20 protein-coding genes are annotated in these 18,896 nt (G+C 61.1%); 12 read left to right on the forward strand and 8 right to left on the reverse strand.

Features of this window, described 5'->3' with window-relative positions:
- Nucleotides 1-145: 145 nt before the first annotated feature.
- The 7 genes from HX818_RS26925 (at nt 146) to HX818_RS26955 (ending at nt 5,934) form a co-directional block, all read left to right on the forward strand.
- Entirely contained in the window at nt 146-1,807 is a 1,662-nt protein-coding gene (locus tag HX818_RS26925) for an OFA family MFS transporter (protein WP_003218039.1), read from the forward strand.
- A gap of 256 nt (nt 1,808-2,063) precedes the next feature.
- Entirely contained in the window at nt 2,064-2,657 is a 594-nt protein-coding gene (gene hisB / locus HX818_RS26930) for an imidazoleglycerol-phosphate dehydratase HisB (protein ID WP_003218037.1), read from the forward strand.
- Nucleotides 2,657-3,295 (forward strand): imidazole glycerol phosphate synthase subunit HisH, encoded by a 639-nt coding sequence (hisH, locus tag HX818_RS26935; RefSeq protein WP_003218034.1) that lies wholly within the window; start codon nt 2,657-2,659, stop codon nt 3,293-3,295. Before hisB ends, hisH begins: the two co-directional genes overlap by 1 nt.
- Nucleotides 3,295-3,552 carry a DUF2164 domain-containing protein gene (locus tag HX818_RS26940; protein ID WP_003218033.1) on the forward strand — a complete coding sequence of 86 codons (258 nt, stop codon included), beginning with the start codon at nt 3,295-3,297 and terminating at the stop codon, nt 3,550-3,552. Before hisH ends, HX818_RS26940 begins: the two co-directional genes overlap by 1 nt.
- Nucleotides 3,553-3,591: 39 nt before the next feature.
- A complete protein-coding gene (gene hisA / locus HX818_RS26945) occupies nt 3,592-4,329 on the forward strand; it encodes a 1-(5-phosphoribosyl)-5-[(5-phosphoribosylamino)methylideneamino]imidazole-4-carboxamide isomerase (protein WP_008435688.1) in 738 nt (245 codons plus the stop codon).
- A gap of 9 nt (nt 4,330-4,338) precedes the next feature.
- Nucleotides 4,339-5,109, forward strand: coding sequence for an imidazole glycerol phosphate synthase subunit HisF (gene hisF, locus HX818_RS26950; RefSeq protein ID WP_003218030.1), 771 nt, complete (start codon nt 4,339-4,341; stop codon nt 5,107-5,109).
- Nucleotides 5,110-5,175: 66 nt separating this feature from the next.
- Nucleotides 5,176-5,934: an ABC transporter substrate-binding protein gene (locus tag HX818_RS26955; RefSeq protein WP_003218028.1), complete on the forward strand. Its 759-nt coding sequence runs from the start codon at nt 5,176-5,178 to the stop codon at nt 5,932-5,934.
- On the opposite strand, the gene HX818_RS26960 is transcribed toward HX818_RS26955, so the two are convergent.
- From HX818_RS26960 to HX818_RS26975, 4 genes are all read right to left on the reverse strand, one after another.
- Nucleotides 5,887-7,191, reverse strand: a complete 1,305-nt coding sequence (locus HX818_RS26960; protein WP_177021044.1) for a Vps62-related protein — start codon at nt 7,189-7,191, stop codon at nt 5,887-5,889. The genes HX818_RS26955 and HX818_RS26960 overlap by 48 nt on opposite strands.
- A 74-nt stretch (nt 7,192-7,265) precedes the next feature.
- Entirely contained in the window at nt 7,266-8,048 is a 783-nt protein-coding gene (locus HX818_RS26965; RefSeq protein WP_008435686.1) for a divergent polysaccharide deacetylase family protein, read from the reverse strand.
- Between the two features lies 1 nt (nt 8,049).
- Entirely contained in the window at nt 8,050-9,357 is a 1,308-nt protein-coding gene (locus tag HX818_RS26970) for a S41 family peptidase (RefSeq protein ID WP_003218023.1), read from the reverse strand.
- A 31-nt stretch (nt 9,358-9,388) separates the two neighbouring features.
- Nucleotides 9,389-10,693: a murein hydrolase activator EnvC gene (locus HX818_RS26975; RefSeq protein ID WP_003218021.1), complete on the reverse strand. Its 1,305-nt coding sequence runs from the start codon at nt 10,691-10,693 to the stop codon at nt 9,389-9,391.
- Between the two features lie 377 nt (nt 10,694-11,070).
- Between HX818_RS26975 and HX818_RS26980 the strand changes: the two genes are divergently transcribed.
- Nucleotides 11,071-11,502 carry a PBECR2 nuclease fold domain-containing protein gene (locus HX818_RS26980; protein WP_256344182.1) on the forward strand — a complete coding sequence of 144 codons (432 nt, stop codon included), beginning with the start codon at nt 11,071-11,073 and terminating at the stop codon, nt 11,500-11,502.
- Between the two features lie 217 nt (nt 11,503-11,719).
- Here the strand turns inward: HX818_RS26980 and gpmI are convergent, their stop codons facing one another.
- Nucleotides 11,720-13,246 carry a 2,3-bisphosphoglycerate-independent phosphoglycerate mutase gene (gene gpmI / locus HX818_RS26985; protein WP_003218015.1) on the reverse strand — a complete coding sequence of 509 codons (1,527 nt, stop codon included), beginning with the start codon at nt 13,244-13,246 and terminating at the stop codon, nt 11,720-11,722.
- Nucleotides 13,247-13,397: 151 nt separating this feature from the next.
- On the opposite strand from gpmI, the gene HX818_RS26990 reads away from it, so the two are divergent.
- From HX818_RS26990 to secB, 3 genes are read left to right on the forward strand one after another with little or no spacing between them, the layout of a single operon-like run.
- Nucleotides 13,398-13,811, forward strand: coding sequence for a rhodanese-like domain-containing protein (locus HX818_RS26990; protein ID WP_003218014.1), 414 nt, complete (start codon nt 13,398-13,400; stop codon nt 13,809-13,811).
- A gap of 1 nt (nt 13,812) precedes the next feature.
- A complete protein-coding gene (gene grxC / locus HX818_RS26995; protein ID WP_003218011.1) occupies nt 13,813-14,067 on the forward strand; it encodes a glutaredoxin 3 in 255 nt (84 codons plus the stop codon).
- Nucleotides 14,068-14,109: 42 nt separating this feature from the next.
- Nucleotides 14,110-14,595 carry a protein-export chaperone SecB gene (gene secB, locus HX818_RS27000; protein WP_003218009.1) on the forward strand — a complete coding sequence of 162 codons (486 nt, stop codon included), beginning with the start codon at nt 14,110-14,112 and terminating at the stop codon, nt 14,593-14,595.
- A 132-nt stretch (nt 14,596-14,727) separates the two neighbouring features.
- Here secB and HX818_RS27005 read toward each other — a convergent pair whose 3' ends face one another.
- Entirely contained in the window at nt 14,728-15,183 is a 456-nt protein-coding gene (locus tag HX818_RS27005) for a tRNA (cytidine(34)-2'-O)-methyltransferase (protein ID WP_003218007.1), read from the reverse strand.
- Between HX818_RS27005 and HX818_RS27010 the strand changes: the two genes are divergently transcribed.
- Nucleotides 15,182-15,622, forward strand: coding sequence for a hypothetical protein (locus tag HX818_RS27010; protein ID WP_003218005.1), 441 nt, complete (start codon nt 15,182-15,184; stop codon nt 15,620-15,622). The genes HX818_RS27005 and HX818_RS27010 overlap by 2 nt on opposite strands.
- A 610-nt stretch (nt 15,623-16,232) precedes the next feature.
- On the opposite strand, the gene ntrC is transcribed toward HX818_RS27010, so the two are convergent.
- Nucleotides 16,233-17,669, reverse strand: coding sequence for a nitrogen regulation protein NR(I) (ntrC, locus tag HX818_RS27015; protein WP_008435682.1), 1,437 nt, complete (start codon nt 17,667-17,669; stop codon nt 16,233-16,235).
- On the reverse strand, nt 17,666-18,751 hold the full coding sequence (gene glnL, locus HX818_RS27020) for a nitrogen regulation protein NR(II) (protein ID WP_003218001.1): 1,086 nt from the start codon (nt 18,749-18,751) through the stop codon (nt 17,666-17,668). Before glnL ends, ntrC begins: the two co-directional genes overlap by 4 nt.
- Nucleotides 18,752-18,896 lie beyond the last annotated feature (145 nt).

Genomic DNA, 18,896 nt, shown 5'->3' on the forward strand with positions numbered 1-18,896 from the left:
GCTAATCTGCGCATGTTCGTCTGCCGTCTGCGACTAAACGTCGCGTTTAAAAGGAGCTTTACTCAACAAAACGGCCACGCCTTGCGTGTAAGGCCGAGGGAGAGAGCGCCCGACGGACACATACTAATAACTGGGGGAAACACCAATGAGCACTAGCACTGCGGCGGGTAATACTGCTGCACAGCCTGCGTTCCTGTCCAAGGAACGCATTATCGCCAAGCCCGGGTTCAACCGTTGGCTGGTACCACCGGCCGCCCTGGCGATCCACCTGTGTATCGGCATGGCCTACGGTTTTTCGGTGTTCTGGCTGCCGTTGTCCAAGGCGCTGGGGATCACCGCACCGGTCGCCTGCGCGCCGGACATGAGCTTCATCAGCCAGGTCTTCTCGTCGCAATGCGACTGGCCCATCTCCATGCTGGGCTGGATCTACACCCTGTTCTTCATCTTCCTCGGCTGCTCTGCGGCGATCTGGGGCGGCTGGCTGGAACACGCCGGGCCACGCAAGGCTGGTGTCGTTTCGGCCTTGTGCTGGTGTGGCGGCCTGCTGATCTCCGCGCTGGGGATCTACACCCACCAGATCTGGCTGATGTGGATCGGCTCCGGGGTCATTGGCGGTATCGGCCTGGGCCTGGGCTATATCTCGCCGGTCTCGACCCTGATCAAGTGGTTCCCGGACAAGCGCGGCATGGCCACCGGCATGGCGATCATGGGCTTCGGCGGCGGCGCGATGGTGGGTGCCCCGCTGGCAGCCGCCCTGATGGGCCACTTCGCTTCGCCGACCAGCGTGGGCGTGTGGCAGAGCTTCGTGGTCATGGCCGTGATCTACTTCGTGTTCATGATCGGCGGCGCCTTGTCCTACCGTGTTCCGCCTACCGGCTGGAAGCCTGAGGGCTGGACTGCCCCGGCGAAAAAAGCCAGCAATGCGATGATCACCCATCGTCACGTGCACGTGAACGTGGCCTGGAAAACCCCGCAATTCCGCCTGGTGTGGCTGGTGCTGTGCCTGAACGTGTCTGCCGGCATCGGCATCCTCGGCATGGCTTCGCCGCTGCTGCAGGAAGTGTTCGGCGGCAAGTTGCTGGGTAACGGCCTGGCATTTGGCCAACTGGATGCCGGCCAACTGGCTTCCATCGCGGCCATCGCAGCCGGCTTTACCGGTCTGTTGAGCCTGTTCAACATCGGTGGCCGGTTCTTCTGGGCATCGTTCTCCGACTACCTGGGCCGTAAAAACACCTACTTCGTGTTCTTCGCATTGGGCTTTGCCCTGTACGCGCTGATCCCGAACCTGGGTCACCTGGGCAACGTCGCGCTGTTCGTGGCGGCGTTCTGCATCATCCTGTCGATGTACGGCGGTGGTTTTGCGACGGTGCCGGCTTACCTGGCGGACCTGTTCGGTACGCAAATGGTAGGTGCGATCCATGGTCGCCTGCTGACCGCTTGGGCGGCGGCGGGCGTACTGGGCCCGGTGCTGGTGAACTACCTGCGTGAGTATCAGTTGAGCATCGGCGTTGAACGCGCTGCCGCCTACGACATCACCTTGTACATCCTCGCCGGCCTGCTGGTGCTGGGCTTTATCTGCAACCTGCTGGTACGGCCGGTGGCAGACAAGTACTTCATGACCGACGCCGAACTGGCTGCCGAGCAGGCGCTGGGCCATGACAAGGGCGCCGATTCCAGCACCGTGCTGGAGTGGAAAGCCTCCTCCGGCAGCGTGCCATTGGCGGTGGCTGCCTGGCTGGCGGTGGGCATTCCGTTGGCGTGGGGCGTGTGGGTCACCCTGCAGAAAACTGCGGTACTGTTCCACTAACACCGCGTAACCCTTGTGGGAGCGGGCTTGTGTGGGAGCGGGCTTGCTCGCGAATGCGATGGATCAGTCAGCACATGTATTGGCTGACCCACCGCCTTCGCGAGCAAGCCCGCTCCCACGCAAAGCTGCTCCCACACTTGTACTGACATGTCTATCCCCGACACTCCATCAGTCTTATCCCCTCCGATGTTTCTGTTTAGCGCCCGCGCCCCTATAATGGCTGCCTTTTTCGCCCAATGATTTTGCGGAGCTGGTGATGGCCGAACGTAAGGCGTCCGTCGAGCGCGACACTCTGGAAACCCAGATCAAAGCCTCGATCAACCTGGATGGCACCGGAAAGGCCCGATTTGATATCGGTGTACCTTTTCTTGAGCACATGCTGGACCAGATCGCCCGTCACGGGCTGATCGACCTGGATATCGTCAGCAAGGGCGACCTGCATATCGACGACCACCACACGGTGGAAGACGTCGGTATCACGTTGGGCCAGGCATTTGCCAAAGCCATCGGCGACAAGAAAGGCATCCGTCGCTACGGCCACGCCTATGTCCCGCTGGATGAAGCGCTGTCGCGTGTGGTCATCGACTTCTCCGGCCGCCCGGGCCTGCAGATGCACGTGCCGTACACCCGCGCCACCGTGGGCGGCTTCGACGTCGACCTGTTCCAGGAATTCTTCCAGGGTTTCGTCAACCACGCCCTGGTCAGCCTGCACATCGACAACCTGCGTGGCACCAACACCCACCACCAGATCGAGACCGTGTTCAAGGCTTTCGGCCGTGCCCTGCGCATGGCCGTGGAGCTGGATGACCGCATGGCCGGGCAAATGCCGTCGACCAAGGGCGTCCTGTAATGCAGACGGTCGCGGTTATCGACTACGGCATGGGTAACCTGCACTCGGTGGCCAAGGCCCTCGAGCACGTAGGTGCCGGCAAGGTGCTGATCACCAGCGATGCCGACGTGATTCGCGAAGCCGACCGGGTGGTGTTCCCGGGGGTTGGCGCGATTCGCGACTGCATGGCCGAGATTCGCCGCCTGGGCTTCGACAGCCTGGTGCGTGAAGTCAGCCAGGACCGGCCGTTCCTCGGCATCTGCGTGGGCATGCAAGCCTTGCTCGACAGCAGTGAAGAGAACGACGGCGTCGACTGCATCGGTCTGTTTCCGGGCCAGGTGAAGTTTTTCGGCAAGGACCTGCACGAAGACGGCGAGCACCTGAAGGTGCCGCACATGGGCTGGAACGAAGTGCGCCAGACCGTGGATCACCCGCTGTGGCACGAAGTGCCGGACCTGGCGCGTTTCTATTTCGTGCACAGCTATTACATCGCCGCCGGTAACCCGCGCCAGGTGGTGGGTGGCGGGCACTATGGCGTCGACTTCGCCGCGGCCCTGGCCGACGGTTCGCGCTTTGCCGTGCAATTCCACCCGGAGAAGAGCCATACCCATGGCCTGCAATTGCTGCAGAACTTCGCCGCGTGGGACGGGCGCTGGTAATGGCCAAGAAGGTCAAGCCGCCGATCTTGAACCTCACTCCCCAGCAGGAGAGTGAGGCCACCGACAAGATCAAGCGTTTCATGGAAGACCGCTTCGAGCTCAAGCTCGGCTCGTTCGAGGTCGCAGAAATCCTCGAACTGTTCACCACTGAAATTGCTCCGCACTATTACAACAGGGCGATTTTCGATGTGCAGACGCACCTTAAAGAAAGGTTCGAAAGCATCGAAAGCGACTTGTGGGCGCTCGAGAAACCCTGATTTCCCGAGCAACGCTGAATATCGAATAAGGTTTGCCAGATGCTGATTATTCCCGCTATCGATCTCAAGGACGGCGCCTGCGTACGTCTGCGCCAGGGCCGCATGGAAGATTCCACGGTGTTCTCCGATGACCCGGTGAGCATGGCTGCCAAGTGGGTGGAAGGCGGTTGCCGTCGTCTGCATCTGGTGGACTTGAACGGTGCGTTCGAAGGCCAGCCGGTCAACGGTGAAGTCGTCACGGCGATCGCCAAGCGCTACCCGAACCTGCCGATCCAGATCGGCGGCGGTATCCGCTCCCTGGAAACCATCGAGCACTACGTGAAAGCGGGCGTGAGCTACGTGATCATCGGCACCAAGGCCGTGAAAGACCCGGCCTTCGTCGCCGAAGCCTGCCGTGCGTTCCCCGGCAAAGTGATCGTGGGCCTGGACGCCAAGGACGGCTTCGTCGCCACCGACGGCTGGGCCGAGATCAGCACCGTCCAGGTGATCGACCTCGCCAAGCAGTTTGAAGCCGACGGCGTCTCCGCCATCGTTTATACCGACATCGCCAAAGACGGCATGATGCAGGGCTGCAACGTACCGTTCACCGCTGCGCTGGCCGCCGCCACCAGGATCCCGGTGATCGCTTCCGGCGGTATCCACAACCTGGGCGACATCAAGTCGCTGCTGGACGCGAAGGCGCCGGGGATCATCGGCGCGATCACCGGCCGGGCGATCTATGAAGGCACCCTGGACGTCGCTGAAGCCCAGGCTTACTGCGACGCCTACAACGGCTGAGGACTGACCATGGCGCTGGCCAAACGCATCATCCCTTGCCTGGACGTCGACAACGGTCGCGTGGTCAAGGGCGTCAAGTTCGAGAACATCCGTGACGCCGGCGACCCGGTGGAGATCGCCCGTCGCTACGACGAACAGGGTGCTGACGAGATTACCTTTCTCGACATCACCGCCAGCGTCGATGGTCGCGACACCACGCTGCATACCGTGGAGCGCATGGCCAGCCAGGTGTTTATCCCGCTGACCGTGGGCGGTGGCGTGCGTACCGTGCAGGACATTCGCAACCTGCTGAATGCCGGCGCGGACAAGGTTTCGATCAACACCGCGGCGGTGTTCAACCCGGAATTTGTCGGCGAAGCCGCACAGCACTTCGGTTCGCAATGCATCGTGGTTGCCATCGACGCCAAGAAAGTCTCCGGCCCGGGCGAAACCCCGCGCTGGGAGATCTTCACCCACGGCGGGCGCAAGCCGACCGGGCTGGATGCCGTGCAGTGGGCGATGAAGATGGAAGCCCTGGGTGCCGGTGAAATCCTGCTGACCAGCATGGACCAGGACGGCATGAAAAACGGCTTCGACCTGGGCGTGACCCGCGCCATCAGCGACGCACTGGGCATCCCGGTGATTGCTTCCGGCGGCGTCGGCAACCTGCAGCACCTGGCCGACGGCGTGATCGAAGGCCACGCCAGCGCAGTGCTGGCGGCGAGTATTTTCCACTTTGGCGAATACACCGTGCCTGAGGCCAAGGCCTACATGGCGGCGCGCGGTATCGTCGTACGCTAAACGTCACTGGACACCATGGCAGGCTCGCGGCACTCTCTGGGCTTGCCATGGATTCCGGTAACTTTCATGTTCAAAGACCTGCTGCTCGCCCTCGCCAGTACCACCGTTCTGCTGACGGGTTCGGCTTACGCTGATGAACCGTCCGACGGCGCTTCCCTGGTGTTGCTGACGGAAAACTTCCCGCCGTACAACATGGCGAAAAACGGCAAGAACTTCGCCAAGGAAGAGAACATCGAAGGCATTGCCGTGGACATCGTCCGCGAGACGTTCCAGCGTGCCGGTATTTCCTACAACCTGACCCTGCGGTTCCCTTGGGACCGGATCTACAAACTCGCCCTGGAAAAACCCGGTTACGGCGTGTTCGTGATGGCGCGCTTGCCGGACCGTGAGGCGCTGTTCAAATGGGTCGGCCCCATCGGCCCGGACGATTGGGTGCTGCTGGCCAAGGCTGACAGCAAGATCCAGCTGAGCGACCTTGAGCAGGCGCGGCGCTACAAGATCGGCGCCTACAAGGGCGACGCCATCGCCGAGAGCCTGGAGAAGCAGGGGCTCAAGCCGGTGATCGTGTTGCGGGATCAGGACAACGCGAAAAAGCTGGTGGATGGCCAGATCGACCTGTGGGCCACCGGGGACCCGGCGGGCCGTTATCTGGCACGCCAGGTCGGGGTGACCGGGCTCAAGACTGTGTTGCGTTTCAACAGCGCGGAGCTGTACCTGGCGCTGAACAAAAACGTGCCGGATGACGTAGTGGCGAAACTCCAGGCGGCCCTCGATCAGTTACGGCAGGAGGGTGTCGTCGATGAAATCATGGGGCGTTATCTCTAGGTTGTTTTCTGTGGGCTCGGGCACCTCTGCTGGTACTTCCTCTGGCTCCTCAACAGCAGTAACCGCCGCTTCAGGTTGCAGCAGCTCGCTGAAGTAGACGTTATCTCCGCTGGCATAGGTCAGGGTTGGCCCGAGCTGGCTGCCGTCAGCCCGCAATAGCTCGTATCGGCTTTTGACCAGGTAGGCAGCGATGGATTTATTCGCCGGGATGTAAGCCATCACATCCGCCACGCCCTCCCGTTCCCAGCCTTGTGCGGTCAAGCCCGTATGCGTGAAGTCGCGATTGAGGTTGGCACTGATACTCAACGGATGCCGGGGTGCCCAGGCAGCCTTTATATCGACGCCGGTCAAGGAGCGCAGGCCCATGGAGAAGTCACTGATCTCTCCTTTTGCGAATACCCAACTGAAGGTTTGGCTTGCTGGCGTGGTGTTTTGACCGCTGGCCACCAAGCTGTACTGGTCGATTCTTTTCAACCGATATACCGGGCAGGTTTGCAGTTTTTCCAGGGGCGTCAGGGTCGGGTCGTTCACGGTAAACCAGGGCAGTTCGCACACATGAATGCCCTCTGTTACCTGCTCCGGCATCGTGCGTCCTGGTGCCATTTCGGGTGAAAGTGGCGGCAAATCTTCGGAATGAAGCGCAAGGTCCAGCCGCAGGGCGTGCACCGGGCTTTGCCTGGTTGGCTTGGCATAGCCCTCGGCGCCGGTAAAGGTGCCCGGTGCCAGGTAGGCTTGGCCAGGAGCTGCTTGCGACGGGGAGACACCCCAGGCGCTGAAGTCCCGGTGGGCGCCGCTGCCTTGGTCGCTCCAGATCAATTGGTCGACATAGGCCTGAGTCACCAGGTCTTCTCTGACACAGCGGATGGTACTGCGTGGTGGTTTGTCGTTACCGAGGCCACAGACCAGCCCCATCGCCACATAACCTTCTGGAGCGGTGGGCCGCCAGATTGAGAAATTGGCGCGTGCCCTTGGTCCCGAGTGTTCCCAGACTCTCTCGAAGTCGACGGGGGGACGCAAGGCGGTGCCATTCTCCCGGTCAACTTCGCTGACAACAGCGACGATGTTCAGTTGATTGATGTTGTGGTAGCCCGCTACCGCCACATCACCCAGCGGGACGAAGTTGCCCAGCGCGTCGGAGGATGTGCTCGGGCGCCAGAAGGTCACGGGTTTCTCGGCGCGAGTGCCTTTGTCGTTCCATACAGGAACGAACTCGGTGGTGAAGTTGATCAGCAGGTCTTTGTATTGCAGTGAGTTCATCTACAGACTCTCCAGTGGATACGAAGATCCACTATCGAAGAGTCCGCTCGGTCAGGCGCGGTAGCTATATAGCACTAGCGGTAAGTGCCGTTTTTTCCGTGCCCGGCCATGGCCTGGTTGCTGCGCAGGCTGATCATCAACTTGATATCGATCCACTCGACGCCCTGGGCCTTGAGCTTGGGCAGCTCACGTTCGAGTACCGCCAGGGTCTGTGGATAAGGGTGGCCGATCATCACCGCCGAACCCTGTTTGTGGGCCAGCTTGATCGCGGTCTGCAGCTGGGTGGTGATGGCCGCTTCGGTGCGTTCGTCGTCGAGGAACACATCCCGCGAGACGCTGGCCAGGCCAATCTTTTGCGCCTCGGCGGCGGCGACGGTTTTAGCGCTGGTGCGGCTGTCGACGAAGAACTTGTGGCGTCGTTGCAGCTCACCCATCAACCAGGCCATGGCCTCCGGCTGGGCGGTCATGCGGCTGCCCATGTGGTTGTTGATGCCGGCGGTGTAGGGCACTGCCTTGAAGGCCGCGTCCAGGCGTTTGCCCAGCTCTTCGATAGGCAGGTCGGGGTGCCAGGCGAACGGGCCGGTGGCCGGGTCCATGGGCATGTGCAGGATGACGATCTTGCCGGCCTTGTGGGCTTCGCGGGCGAATTCGGCGGCGTGGGGGGTGTCGGGCATGATCGCCGTGGTCACCGGGCCGGGCAGGGCGAGCACACGACGATCCCGGGGCAGGTTTTGCCCGAGGTCGTCGATGATCAGGGTCAGGTAGGCTTTGTGTTCAGCGGGGGCTGCACTGGCGGGGTTGCCTTGGGCGACACCCGCCAGACAGCACAGCAAAGCGATGATCAGTCCACGGCGCATATCAACGGCTGCGCGTAATGCTCAGGCCCTTGAGCAGGCTCAGCGCCTGGGCCAACTGATAATCGTCGTCCTGCGGCATCGGCTTGGCTTTCGAGCCGCTGCCGGTCGGCTGGTCGGCGCCGCCGTTGCCATTGCCCAGGTGGCCTTGCAGGTCCGCTTCCTTGTAGAACTCGCTGTCGGCTTCGTTGGTGATCTTGGCCTTGCGCACTTCGATGTCCGGCACGATGCCCTGGGCCTGGATCGAGCGACCGTTCGGCGTGTAGTACAGCGCCGTGGTGATCTTCAAGGCACGCTCGTTGTTCAGCGGCAGCACGGTTTGCACCGAGCCTTTGCCGAAGCTGGTGGTGCCCATCAGCACGCCGCGTTTCTGGTCTTGCAGGGCGCCGGCGACGATTTCCGAAGCCGAGGCGCTGCCGCCGTTGATCAGCACAACCATCGGCACGCCTTCGCTGAGGTCGTTGCCGGTGGCCGAGAAGCGCAGCTCGGAGTTGGCGATACGGCCCTTGGTGTAGACGATCAGGCCCTTGGTGATGAAGTGGTCGACCACTTCCACAGCGGCCTGCAACACGCCGCCCGGGTTGTTACGCAGGTCGAGCACGATGCCGCTGAGTTTCTTGCCGTTGTCTTTGCGCAGCTTGGCGAGGGCCTTGGCCACTTCGTCGCCGGTCTTGACCTGGAACTGGGTGATACGGATGTAGCCGTAGCCCGACTCCAGCAGCTGGCTCTTCACGCTCTTGACCGTGATGGTGGCGCGGGTCAGGGTCACGTCGAACGGCGTGCCGCCGTCGCGAACCAGGGTCAGGGTGATTTTCTGGCCGATCTTGCCGCGCATCTTGTCGACGGCTTCGGTCATGGTCTGGCCGCGGGTCGGCTGGCCGTTGATCTTGACGATAAAGTCACCGGCCTGGATGCCGGCCTTGGACGCAGGGGTGTCATCGATCGGCGAAACGACCTTGATGTTGCCGTCGTCGGCGCCGACTTCAATGCCCAGGCCACCGAATTCACCACTGGTGCTCTCCTGCAGCTCGGCGAAATCTTCCGGGCCCAGGTAGGCGGAGTGCGGGTCAAGGTTGCTGAGCATGCCCTTGATGGCATTTTCCAGCAGGGTCTTGTCGTCCACAGGTTCGACATAAGCGGCCTTGATCCGGTCCATGACCTCGGCAAAGGTGCGCAACTCGTCCAGCGGCAGCGGGGCCTTGGTGGTCGCGGCCGTGGCCGACTGGGCGGTCTGGTCGGCGAATGCCAAAGGCGCGCCGATCACCAGAGCGATCGTCAGGGCCAGCGATGTGAGGCGGGACAAATGCAGCATGTCGAACGAACTCCTAATGTAGATGCGACCCTTATCCTTGGGTACGGCACCATTGTGCCGGGTCGCTCGGGCGGCCCTGCTGACGAATAGCGAAGTACAGCGCCGGGGTGTCCTGGCCACCACTGTTACCGACAGTGGAGATGGATTCACCGGCTTTTACAACATCACCTGCCGCTTTAAGCAAAGTTTGATTGTGGCCGTAAAGGCTCAAATAGCCATTACCGTGGTCAAGAATCACCAACAAACCTGCGCCACGCAGCCAATCGGCGAATACCACACGGCCGCCGTGGATAGCGTGGACCTGGGTGCCGGCACCGGCACTGATCATCACACCGTCCCACTTGGCGCGGGTGTCATCGCCACGGGTTTCACCAAAGCGTGCCAGTAATCGACCATCAACTGGCCATGGAAGTTTGCCCCGAGCTGAAGCAAAAGGTCCGCCGAAGGATTCGCCGGCGCTGGAAACCAGCGGGCCAGGCGCTGCACGCGCCGGTTTACGCGGGGCCGGGGCGTCGGTAGTGGCGCTGGCGACTGCCTCGGCGGCTTCACGCTCGCGCTTTTTTTCGGCTTCCTGCTGGGCAAGCAGCGCTTTTTGCCGCGCCTGCTCTGCCTCACGGGCCTGGCGAGCGAGGGTTTCCTCGATGGTTTTCAGGACTTTGCCCAGGTCGGCCTGGTCTTGCTCGCGGGCCTGGAGCTTGGCGTCACGGGCCTTCACGTCGTCATTCAGCTTGGCCAGCGCCTGCTGGCGCTCCTTGCGGACCTTGTCCAGTTCGTCGCGCTGGCTGTCGAGGGCGGTTTTCTGGTCGAGCAGCTGCGACTGCTGGTTGGCGATTTCCTGCTCGACGTTGGCCAGCTGGCGCAGGGTCTCGTTGAAGCTTTTCAGTTGCTCCAGGCGGGCCTTGCTCAGGTAGTCGTAATAGGTAAGGGTGCGGGCGAACTTTTCCGGGTTCTGCTGGTTGAGCAGCAGCTTGAGGTATTCCTGGCGGCCGTTCTGGTAAGCGGCGCGGGCCTGGATCGCGATCAGGCGTTGCTGTTCAACGCGGGCGCTCTGGAGTTTTTTTTTCTCAGCGTCGAGTCGCTCCAGTTCCGACTCGCTCTTCTTTAGTTCTTTTTGCAGCTCCTGGACCTGCTTCTCCAGCTTGCCCATCTCGGTTTCCGTGCCGCGCAGGTCTTTCTGCACGCCGGACTTCTCTTCCTGGAGCTTGCCGAGCAGCTTCTTCAGCTCGGTAATGTCCTGACGCGTAGCGTCCAACTGTTGTTGGGTTTGTGCGCGCTCATCGGCAAACGCCGGTTGGAGCAGGCAGACAAGAGCAAGGGTAATCAAGGCGCGAAGCATAGAGGCGGGCGACACCAGGGAAAGGGACGGCCTAGTATGCCCGCCAAGCGCTGCAAAAAAAACGCCCAATTCGGCTTGGCAGGCAAGTTAGGTGCCCAGTGGCCGCATTCTGCAAGCAATTGTGGGCAAGTCCCATAGCCCTTTGAAGGCGACGAGCGGTAGAGAGCGTCGTGTCGTGCTTCTGCAGTTGTTTTGTGTGCTTCGCGAAATGCCTTGAAATGCTCCACCCTGAAGGTGCATTTGCGCTCGGAATAGACTCTTCGGCCCTGTTAATCCGACGGTCGGCATAGTCAGTAATGCCTTGTATTCACGAGTCAAAAGGCCAGCAAACGTGGCTTGATTATGGGCTTCCCGACCTTCGTAGTCTGGATCGGGCCTTGCGAGCGCGTCCACTTGAGGAAGTGGCCGCCGGCAACGATGTCGAAGCGGCCATCGATATAGTCGCAATGCATTTTGGCATTGCCCATTCGAGCTGTTCGGAAGTGGAAGTTGCCTCGCCTTTGGGGCAAATAGCGATCAGGCGCAGTTGTCTGCAGCACATTGTTGAAAAGCGGCAGGACGCCAGAGAGCGTTATGTCAGGTTCGCCTTGGACACATTGACGGGGCCTCTGGAAATATGGCGTGTTGCTTATAGCGATTGCTCCGCTCGTTTAGCATTCATTGGGGCTTATGAATCCAGGAGGCAGATGCTGGTGGTGGTCAATATTCAGGCTGGCAATGTGCTGTGGAACTTCATGCAGACAGACGCCAAGGCCTTGAACAAGCATCGTCATGGTGAGTTGCTCTACAAGCGTTACGAGCTTTTGTGACGCCCAAAGAAAAGGGCAGCTCTTTCGAACTGCCCTAAGTAGTGCTTGCTTGATATTCATATACACACCCTCAAGCAGGGGTGTGGAGGTCTCACCCTACGCGGATATCCAGCCATCTGCGGGGTTCCTACGCCAGTTATCGCCGCTGGAGGCAACTGGTTTCGCGCTCGAGTCCATTATTGACGGGCTGCCTGTTTTGAGCAACCCCTGAACTGTGTCAGACCAGAATCGAAGTGCCAGTCATCTCTTTCGGCTTCTCCAGCCCCATCAGCATCAACATGGTCGGTGCCACGTCGGCCAGCACGCCGCCATCACGTACTTTAAAGTCACGTTTGCCGACGTAGATGAACGGCACCGGCTCGGTGGTGTGGGCGGTGTGGGCCTGGCCGGTGGATTCGTCGGACATTTGCTCGCAGTTGCCGTGGTCAGCGGTGATCAGCGCTTCGCCGCCCACCTTTTCCAGCGCGTCGACGATGCGGCCGACGCACAGGTCCAGGCATTCCACGGCTTTTACCGCCGCTTCCAGGTTGCCGCTGTGGCCCACCATGTCACCGTTGGCGTAGTTGACCACGATCACGTCGTAGCGCTGGTGTTCGATGGCGTCGACGATCTTGTCCGTGACTTCCGGGGCACTCATCTCCGGCTGCAGGTCGTAGGTGGCGACTTTCGGCGACGGGATCAGGATGCGTTCTTCACCCGGGAACGGTTCTTCACGACCGCCGGAGAAGAAGAAGGTCACGTGGGCGTATTTCTCGGTTTCGGCAATGCGCAGTTGGGTCTTGCCGTTTTTCGCCAGGTAATCCCCCAGCACGTTTTCCAGGCTGCCCGGGGCGAATGCCGACGGGGCCGGGATGTTGGCGGCGTATTGGGTCAGCATCACGAATTCGACTTTCGGCTGGCGGGCGCGCTCGAAGTCCTTGAAGCCGGCATCGACGAATACGTGGCTCAGCTCGCGGGCACGGTCGGCGCGGAAGTTCATGAACACAACGGCGTCGCCATCTTCGACCTTGACCGGTTCGCCGATGGTGGTGGCCTTGACGAACTCGTCACTCTCGCCACGGGCGTAGGCGGCTTCCAGGCCTTCCTGGGCGGTGGCGGCGTTGAATTCGGCCTGGCCGTCGACGATCAGGTTGTAGGCCTGTGCCACGCGGTCCCAGCGGTTGTCGCGGTCCATGGCGAAGTAGCGGCCAACCAGGCTGGCGATGCGGCCTTTGCCGAGGGTCTTGAAGGTTTCATCCAGCAGTTCGATGGAGGACTGGGCACTTTTCGGCGGGGTGTCGCGGCCGTCGAGGAACGCGTGCAGGTAGATCTTCTCGGCGCCGCGCTTGAAGGCCAGTTCGGCCATGGCGATCAGGTGGTCCTGGTGGCTGTGGACGCCGCCGTCCGACAGCAGGCCCATGAAGTGCACGGCCTTGCCGGCCTTGACCGCTTTATCCACTGCCGCGCAGATGTTTGGGTTCTCGAAAAACTCACCGTCGCGGATCGCTTTGGTCACGCGGGTGAAGTCTTGATAGACCACTCGTCCGGCACCGAGATTCATATGGCCGACTTCCGAGTTGCCCATTTGGCCGTCCGGCAGGCCAACATCCATGCCCGAGCCCGAGATCAGGCCGTTCGGAACGGTAGCGCTCAGACGGTCCAGTACTGGCTTGCTGGCCGAGTACACGGCGTTGTCGTGGTGGCTTTCACTGTGTCCGAAGCCATCGAGAATTATCAGGACCAAAGGTTTAGGCGTAGTAGTCATAGATCCTCTCGCGGCGGTAATGAATGAAGGGAATAGAAAAGGGAGTGGCAGTTTAAAGCGAAGTTCCGACCACGTCACCGCTTTACGGGGGTTGGCCGACCATGACGGCTGTGTATACTTACCGCCATTTTAACGCCCTGGAACCTCCTTGATGGTTGATCACCTGATTGCATTTGCCACTACCCACTATTTGCTCGCTGGTGCGTTCGTCGTACTGCTGGCGCTGCTGATCGCTCACGAATTGAGCCGCGGTGGCCGCAGCCTCAGCACGTCCGAGCTGACCGCCCTGGTCAACAAGGATGAGGCCGTAGTGGTGGACATTCGTCCCGCCAAGGATTTCGCCGCCGGTCACATTGTCGGCGCGCTGAACATTCCCCAGGACAAACTGATTTCGCGCCTGGCCGAGCTGGAAAAGCACAAGGCCAAGACCATTATCCTGGTCGACGCCCAGGGCCAGCACTCCGGCACCCACGCCCGCGAGATGCTGAAAACCGGCTTCAACGCCGCCAAACTGTCGGGTGGTATTTCCAGCTGGCGTGGCGATAACCTGCCGCTGGTGAAGTGATATGAGCCAGGTTGTCGTTTATTCCAGCGATTATTGCCCTTATTGCATGCGGGCCAAGGCCCTGCTTGTGAAAAAGGGCGTTGTCTTCGAAGAGATCAAGGTTGATGGCAAGCCCCAGGTGCGCGCCGAGATGACCAAGAAAGCGGGACGCACGTCCGTGCCGCAGATCTGGATCGGTGACAAGCATGTCGGTGGTTGCGATGACCTGTTCGCACTCGAGCGCGCCGGTAAACTGGATGCGCTGCTTCACGTCTGACTCCTAACCCCTAAAAGACCCCAAGATCACGAAGGATCTGCGATGACTGACCAACAGAACACCGAAGCGGCAGCAGAAGAAGCTCAAGGCCCACAATTTTCCCTGCAGCGTATTTACGTACGTGACTTGTCGTTCGAAGCGCCGAAAAGCCCGGCCATCTTCCGTCAGGAATGGACCCCGAGCGTTGCGCTGGACCTGAACACCCGTCAGAAGGCCCTGGAAGGTGACTTCCACGAGGTCGTGCTGACCCTGTCGGTCACCGTCAAGAACGGCGAAGAAGTGGCCTTCATCGCTGAAGTGCAACAGGCCGGTATCTTCCTGATCCAGGGCCTGGACGAAGCGTCCATGAGCCACACCCTGGGCGCGTTTTGCCCGAACATCCTGTTCCCGTATGCCCGTGAGACCCTGGACAGCCTGGTCACCCGTGGCTCGTTCCCGGCGCTGATGCTGGCTCCAGTGAACTTCGATGCCCTGTATGCGCAAGAGCTGCAGCGCATGCAACAGGAAGGCTCGCCAACGGTTCAGTAAGCTGTTCTGAGCAACGACGCCGATCCAATGTGGGAGCGGGCTTGCTCGCGAAAGCGGTACTTCAGTCGATATCTTCGTTGACTGGCACTCCGCTTTCGCGAGCAAGCCCGCTCCCACATTCGTTATGCAGTGTTACTTGAACCCCAGTTGCCGCCAACCTTCGTAAACCGCGACGGCCACGGTATTGGACAGGTTCAGGCTGCGGCAGCCTTCGCGCATCGGCAGGCGCAGGCGGTGGCCGTCTGGCAGGGCGTCCAGCACGTCTGCCGGCAAGCCGCGGCTTTCCGGACCGAACAGGAAGGCGTCGCCTTCGGCAAAGCTGGCATCATGGAACGGCCGCGAACCCTTGGTGGTAAACGCGAACAACCGTGGGTGGTTCAGGCTTTCCAGGCAGCTGGCAAGGTCGGCGTGGCGTTGCAGGGTGGCGTACTCGTGGTAGTCCAGCCCGGCGCGGCGCAGGCGCTTGTCGTCCATGTCGAAACCCAAGGGCTCGATCAAATGCAGGTGGCAGCCACTGTTGGCGCACAGCCTGATAACGTTGCCGGTATTCGGCGGAATTTCTGGTTGAAAAAGGATGACGTGAAACATGCACGGCTCCGAAGGCAAAGATGCGCTGCATTCTACCCCTGAAGAAGACCCCAGGCCGAAGCTATTGCCACGGGTTTTAGGCTCGTTGGCGATTGTCGGCTTGATGGTAGGCCTGATGATCGGCCGGCTGACCACGCCAGACCCGGTTGAGCTGCAGCAGGTAGAGCCCGCCGCCGATGGCCTGGTGGTGTGGTTCAACAGCGAACCCAAGCTGCACGGCGAGCATATCGACGGCACCGTGGCGCTGCTGTTCGATGCGCTTGGCAAGGCCCAGGGCGGCCAATTGAAGGTCAATGACAAGGATGTGAACTGGCGCGTACGCAAGACCGATGGCGGCTTGCTGCTGAACCTGGTGGCGGCTCGGCCGTTGCGCGGGGAGTGGTCGGGAGAGAAGGCCGATGGACGCTGGCGGGTGGAGATCCATCTCCAGGAGCAATAAAAGAGGGAATCCCCGGCCTGCCTGTACCAAGGTTCCCAAAACGGGCTGGGGCTATGGGCGCGTTGCCTCATAAGCCCCGGGTGTAAAGAAGGGAGTTCCCGGCCTGCCTGTACCAGGGCTCCCAAAACGGGGTGAAGCCAAAGGCTTCGGTGTTAAAGAGGGAATCCCCGGCCTGCCTGTACCGAGGTTCCCGAAACGGGTGTGGGGCGCGACGCAATCCGCATCAAGCACCCCGGGTGTTAAAGAGGGGATTCTCGGCCTGCCTGTACCAAGGTCCCCGAAACTGGGTAGTGACAGGGTTATTGCAGGGCGCGTGCCAGAATTGCGAAGTGGCGCCAAAAAATTTCTTCAGAAAGCGCAAAGCCCCGGAATACGGGGCTTTGGCTTTTTTGGGTTTTAATATTTTCTTAACAAGGCATGTGTTTCAGGCGTTGGATAAGTGCGCGATGCCGGTTCGTGGTGCATTGAAGCGGTGCACGGTCGTTAGTCTGGTACAAAACAAATGTGGGAGCTGGCTTGCCTGCGATGGCGCTGTGTCAGTCGATAAATCCAGTGACTGACACAGCGCCATCGCGGGCAAGCCCGGCTCCCACATTAGATCTTCAGTGGATCAGGCCTCATCACCTTCATCATCATCCCCACCGTCGACCTTCATCCCCAGCTCCTTGATCTTGCGTGTCAGCGTATTGCGGCCCCAGCCCAGCAGCACGGCGGCGTCGCGACGACGTCCAGCGGTATGCTTGAGGGCGGTTTCGATCATGATCCGCTCGAAAGCCGGCACAGCGCTGTCCAGCAGGTTCGACTGGCCACGTGCCAGGGCCTGGTCGGCCCATTGGCGCAGTGCCTGCTCCCAGTTGGTCACCGGTGCCGAATCCTGCGGCAGGCTCAGCAGCTCAGGCGGCAGGTCGCTGATATGCACTTCGCGCCCCGAAGCCATCACCGTGATCCAGCGGCAGGTGTTCTCCAGCTGACGCACGTTGCCCGGCCATGGCAGGTTCTTCAGGTATTCCTCGGTCTCGCTTTTCAGCAGCTTCGGCTCGACGGCCAGCTCCTGGGCGGCGCGGCTGAGGAAGTGACGGGCCAGGGTCGGGATGTCCTCGCGACGGTCCGACATCCGTGGGATGTGGATGCGGATCACGTTCAGGCGGTGGAACAAGTCTTCACGGAATTTCCCGGCGTGCACCAGGGTTTCCAGGTTCTGGTGCGTCGCCGCGATGATACGTACGTCGACCTTGACTGGCGTGTGCCCGCCTACCCGATAAAACTCGCCGTCGGCCAGGACCCGCAGCAAGCGCGTCTGGGTGTCGGCCGGCATGTCGCCGATTTCATCGAGGAACAGCGTGCCGCCGTCGGCCTGTTCAAAACGGCCACGGCGCAGGTTGGCCGCACCGGTGAACGCGCCTTTTTCATGGCCGAACAGTTCCGACTCCATCAAGTCTTTCGGAATCGCCGCCATGTTCAGCGCAATGAACGGCGACGCCGCCCGTGGGCTGTGACGGTGCAGGGCGTGGGCCACCAGCTCTTTACCGGTACCCGACTCGCCGTTGATCAGCACGGTGATGTTGGAGTGGCTCAAACGCCCGATGGCGCGAAACACTTCCTGCATCGCCGGCGCTTCGCCGATGATTTCCGGGGTACGGGTCAGGGCCGGCGGGGCTTCCTGGTTCTGCTGTTCCTGGGCGTGCTGGTTGGCGCGTTTTACCAGCGCCACCGCTTCGTCCACGTCGAACGGTTTTGGCAGGTATTCAAAGGCGCCGCCCTGATAGGACGCGACAGCGCTGTCCAGGTCCGAGTGCGCGGTCATGATGATCACCGGCAGGCGCGGGTGCTGCTCGCGAATCCGCGCCAGCAAGTCCAGGCCGCTGGCGCCGGGCATGCGGATGTCGGAGATGATCACATCGGGCTGCTGGCGAGCCAGGCGGCTCATCACCCCGTCGGCGCTGTCGAAGCTCTGGGTGGTCATGCCTTCCTGTTGCAAGGCTTTCTCCAGGACCCAGCGGATAGAACGGTCGTCATCGACGATCCAGACAGTTTCACTACGGCTCATGTCGATGGGGCTCCTTGTTCCAGTGGCAGAAAGATCGAGAAGGTGGTGTGACCGGGATGGCTCTCACATTCGATCAAACCCTGGTGCTGGCTGATGATGTTCTGGGTAATGGCCAGGCCGAGCCCGGTACCGTCCGGGCGGCCGCTGACCATTGGGAAAAAGATGGTTTCCTGCAGTTCTGCAGGGATGCCGGGGCCGTTGTCGATGATCTCGACCTTAGTTACCAGGCGATGGCGCACGTGGCCAATGGTGAACTGGCGCAGGGCACGGGTGCGCAGGCTGATGCGGCCCAGGCGCAGCTCGTTCTGGCTGCTGATGGCCTGCATGGCGTTACGCACGATATTGAGCACCGCCTGGATCATCTGCTCGCGGTCGATCAATACGTCGGGAATGCTCGGGTCGTAGTCGCGCACCAAGGTGATGCAGCCCTGGCTTTCGGCCTCCACCAACTGGCAAACCCGCTCCAGCACTTCGTGCACGTTGGTCATTGCCAGCGACGGCAGCTTGTTGGAGCCGAGCATGCGGTCTACCAGGTTACGCAGGCGGTCGGCTTCTTCGATGATGACGTTGGTGTAGTCCTTGAGGTTTTCGTCCGGCAGCTCGCGGGCCAGCAGCTGTGCGGCACCGCGAATCCCGCCCAGGGGGTTCTTGATCTCATGGGCCAGGCCGCGCACCAGCATCTTGCTGGTTTCCTGCTTGGACAGCTGCGCCTCTTCCTTGGTGATGCGCAGCAGGCGATCGCGGGGATGCACCTCCAGCAGCAACAAGGTGGCGCCGTGGCTGAGGATCGGTGTTACCGCGTAGTCGACGGTGAGGGTCTGGCCGGTGAGGGCGGTGAGCATCGCTTCGCGCTTGGTGAACGGGTGCGCCTGCTCCACGGCCTGGCGCAACGAGCTCAAGGCCTCGGCCGACTCAGTGAACAGCTCACTGATGAATTGCCCATGGCTGCGCTGCCCGCTGATGGCCAGCAGCATCTCCGCCGCCGGGTTCATGTACTCAAGGCGCAGTTCGTCATTGAGCAGAATGGTCGCGGTGGTCAGGTTGTCGAGTAACAGGCGGTGCAGTGCGTCGCTGATGGTCATTAGGACCTCTTTTGGAGCAAGGCGCGGGCTTGAGGCACACGCTGATACAAGGAAAATGCAAAAACCAAACCAAAGCTCCGAAAAGAAGCGTTAAAGCCCTGAAATGGGGGCTTAAGGCGCGAAACTGTGGCGTTCTGCCAGCTTG

Origin of the sequence: Pseudomonas sp. F9001, from assembly GCF_013385435.1 — a bacterium.
GTDB lineage: Bacteria > Pseudomonadota > Gammaproteobacteria > Pseudomonadales > Pseudomonadaceae > Aquipseudomonas.

Coding starts and splice junctions, on each gene's coding strand:
- HX818_RS26925 (WP_003218039.1), top strand. CDS start 146: ATGAGCACTAGCACTGCGGCGGGTAATACTGCTGCACAGCCTGCGTTC.
- hisB (WP_003218037.1), top strand. CDS start 2,064: ATGGCCGAACGTAAGGCGTCCGTCGAGCGCGACACTCTGGAAACCCAG.
- hisH (WP_003218034.1), top strand. CDS start 2,657: ATGCAGACGGTCGCGGTTATCGACTACGGCATGGGTAACCTGCACTCG.
- HX818_RS26940 (WP_003218033.1), top strand. CDS start 3,295: ATGGCCAAGAAGGTCAAGCCGCCGATCTTGAACCTCACTCCCCAGCAG.
- hisA (WP_008435688.1), top strand. CDS start 3,592: ATGCTGATTATTCCCGCTATCGATCTCAAGGACGGCGCCTGCGTACGT.
- hisF (WP_003218030.1), top strand. CDS start 4,339: ATGGCGCTGGCCAAACGCATCATCCCTTGCCTGGACGTCGACAACGGT.
- HX818_RS26955 (WP_003218028.1), top strand. CDS start 5,176: ATGTTCAAAGACCTGCTGCTCGCCCTCGCCAGTACCACCGTTCTGCTG.
- HX818_RS26960 (WP_177021044.1), bottom strand. CDS start 7,191: ATGAACTCACTGCAATACAAAGACCTGCTGATCAACTTCACCACCGAG.
- HX818_RS26965 (WP_008435686.1), bottom strand. CDS start 8,048: ATGCGCCGTGGACTGATCATCGCTTTGCTGTGCTGTCTGGCGGGTGTC.
- HX818_RS26970 (WP_003218023.1), bottom strand. CDS start 9,357: ATGCTGCATTTGTCCCGCCTCACATCGCTGGCCCTGACGATCGCTCTG.
- HX818_RS26975 (WP_003218021.1), bottom strand. CDS start 10,693: ATGCTTCGCGCCTTGATTACCCTTGCTCTTGTCTGCCTGCTCCAACCG.
- gpmI (WP_003218015.1), bottom strand. CDS start 13,246: ATGACTACTACGCCTAAACCTTTGGTCCTGATAATTCTCGATGGCTTC.
- HX818_RS26990 (WP_003218014.1), top strand. CDS start 13,398: ATGGTTGATCACCTGATTGCATTTGCCACTACCCACTATTTGCTCGCT.
- grxC (WP_003218011.1), top strand. CDS start 13,813: ATGAGCCAGGTTGTCGTTTATTCCAGCGATTATTGCCCTTATTGCATG.
- secB (WP_003218009.1), top strand. CDS start 14,110: ATGACTGACCAACAGAACACCGAAGCGGCAGCAGAAGAAGCTCAAGGC.
- HX818_RS27010 (WP_003218005.1), top strand. CDS start 15,182: ATGCACGGCTCCGAAGGCAAAGATGCGCTGCATTCTACCCCTGAAGAA.
- HX818_RS27005 (WP_003218007.1), bottom strand. CDS start 15,183: ATGTTTCACGTCATCCTTTTTCAACCAGAAATTCCGCCGAATACCGGC.
- ntrC (WP_008435682.1), bottom strand. CDS start 17,669: ATGAGCCGTAGTGAAACTGTCTGGATCGTCGATGACGACCGTTCTATC.
- glnL (WP_003218001.1), bottom strand. CDS start 18,751: ATGACCATCAGCGACGCACTGCACCGCCTGTTACTCGACAACCTGACC.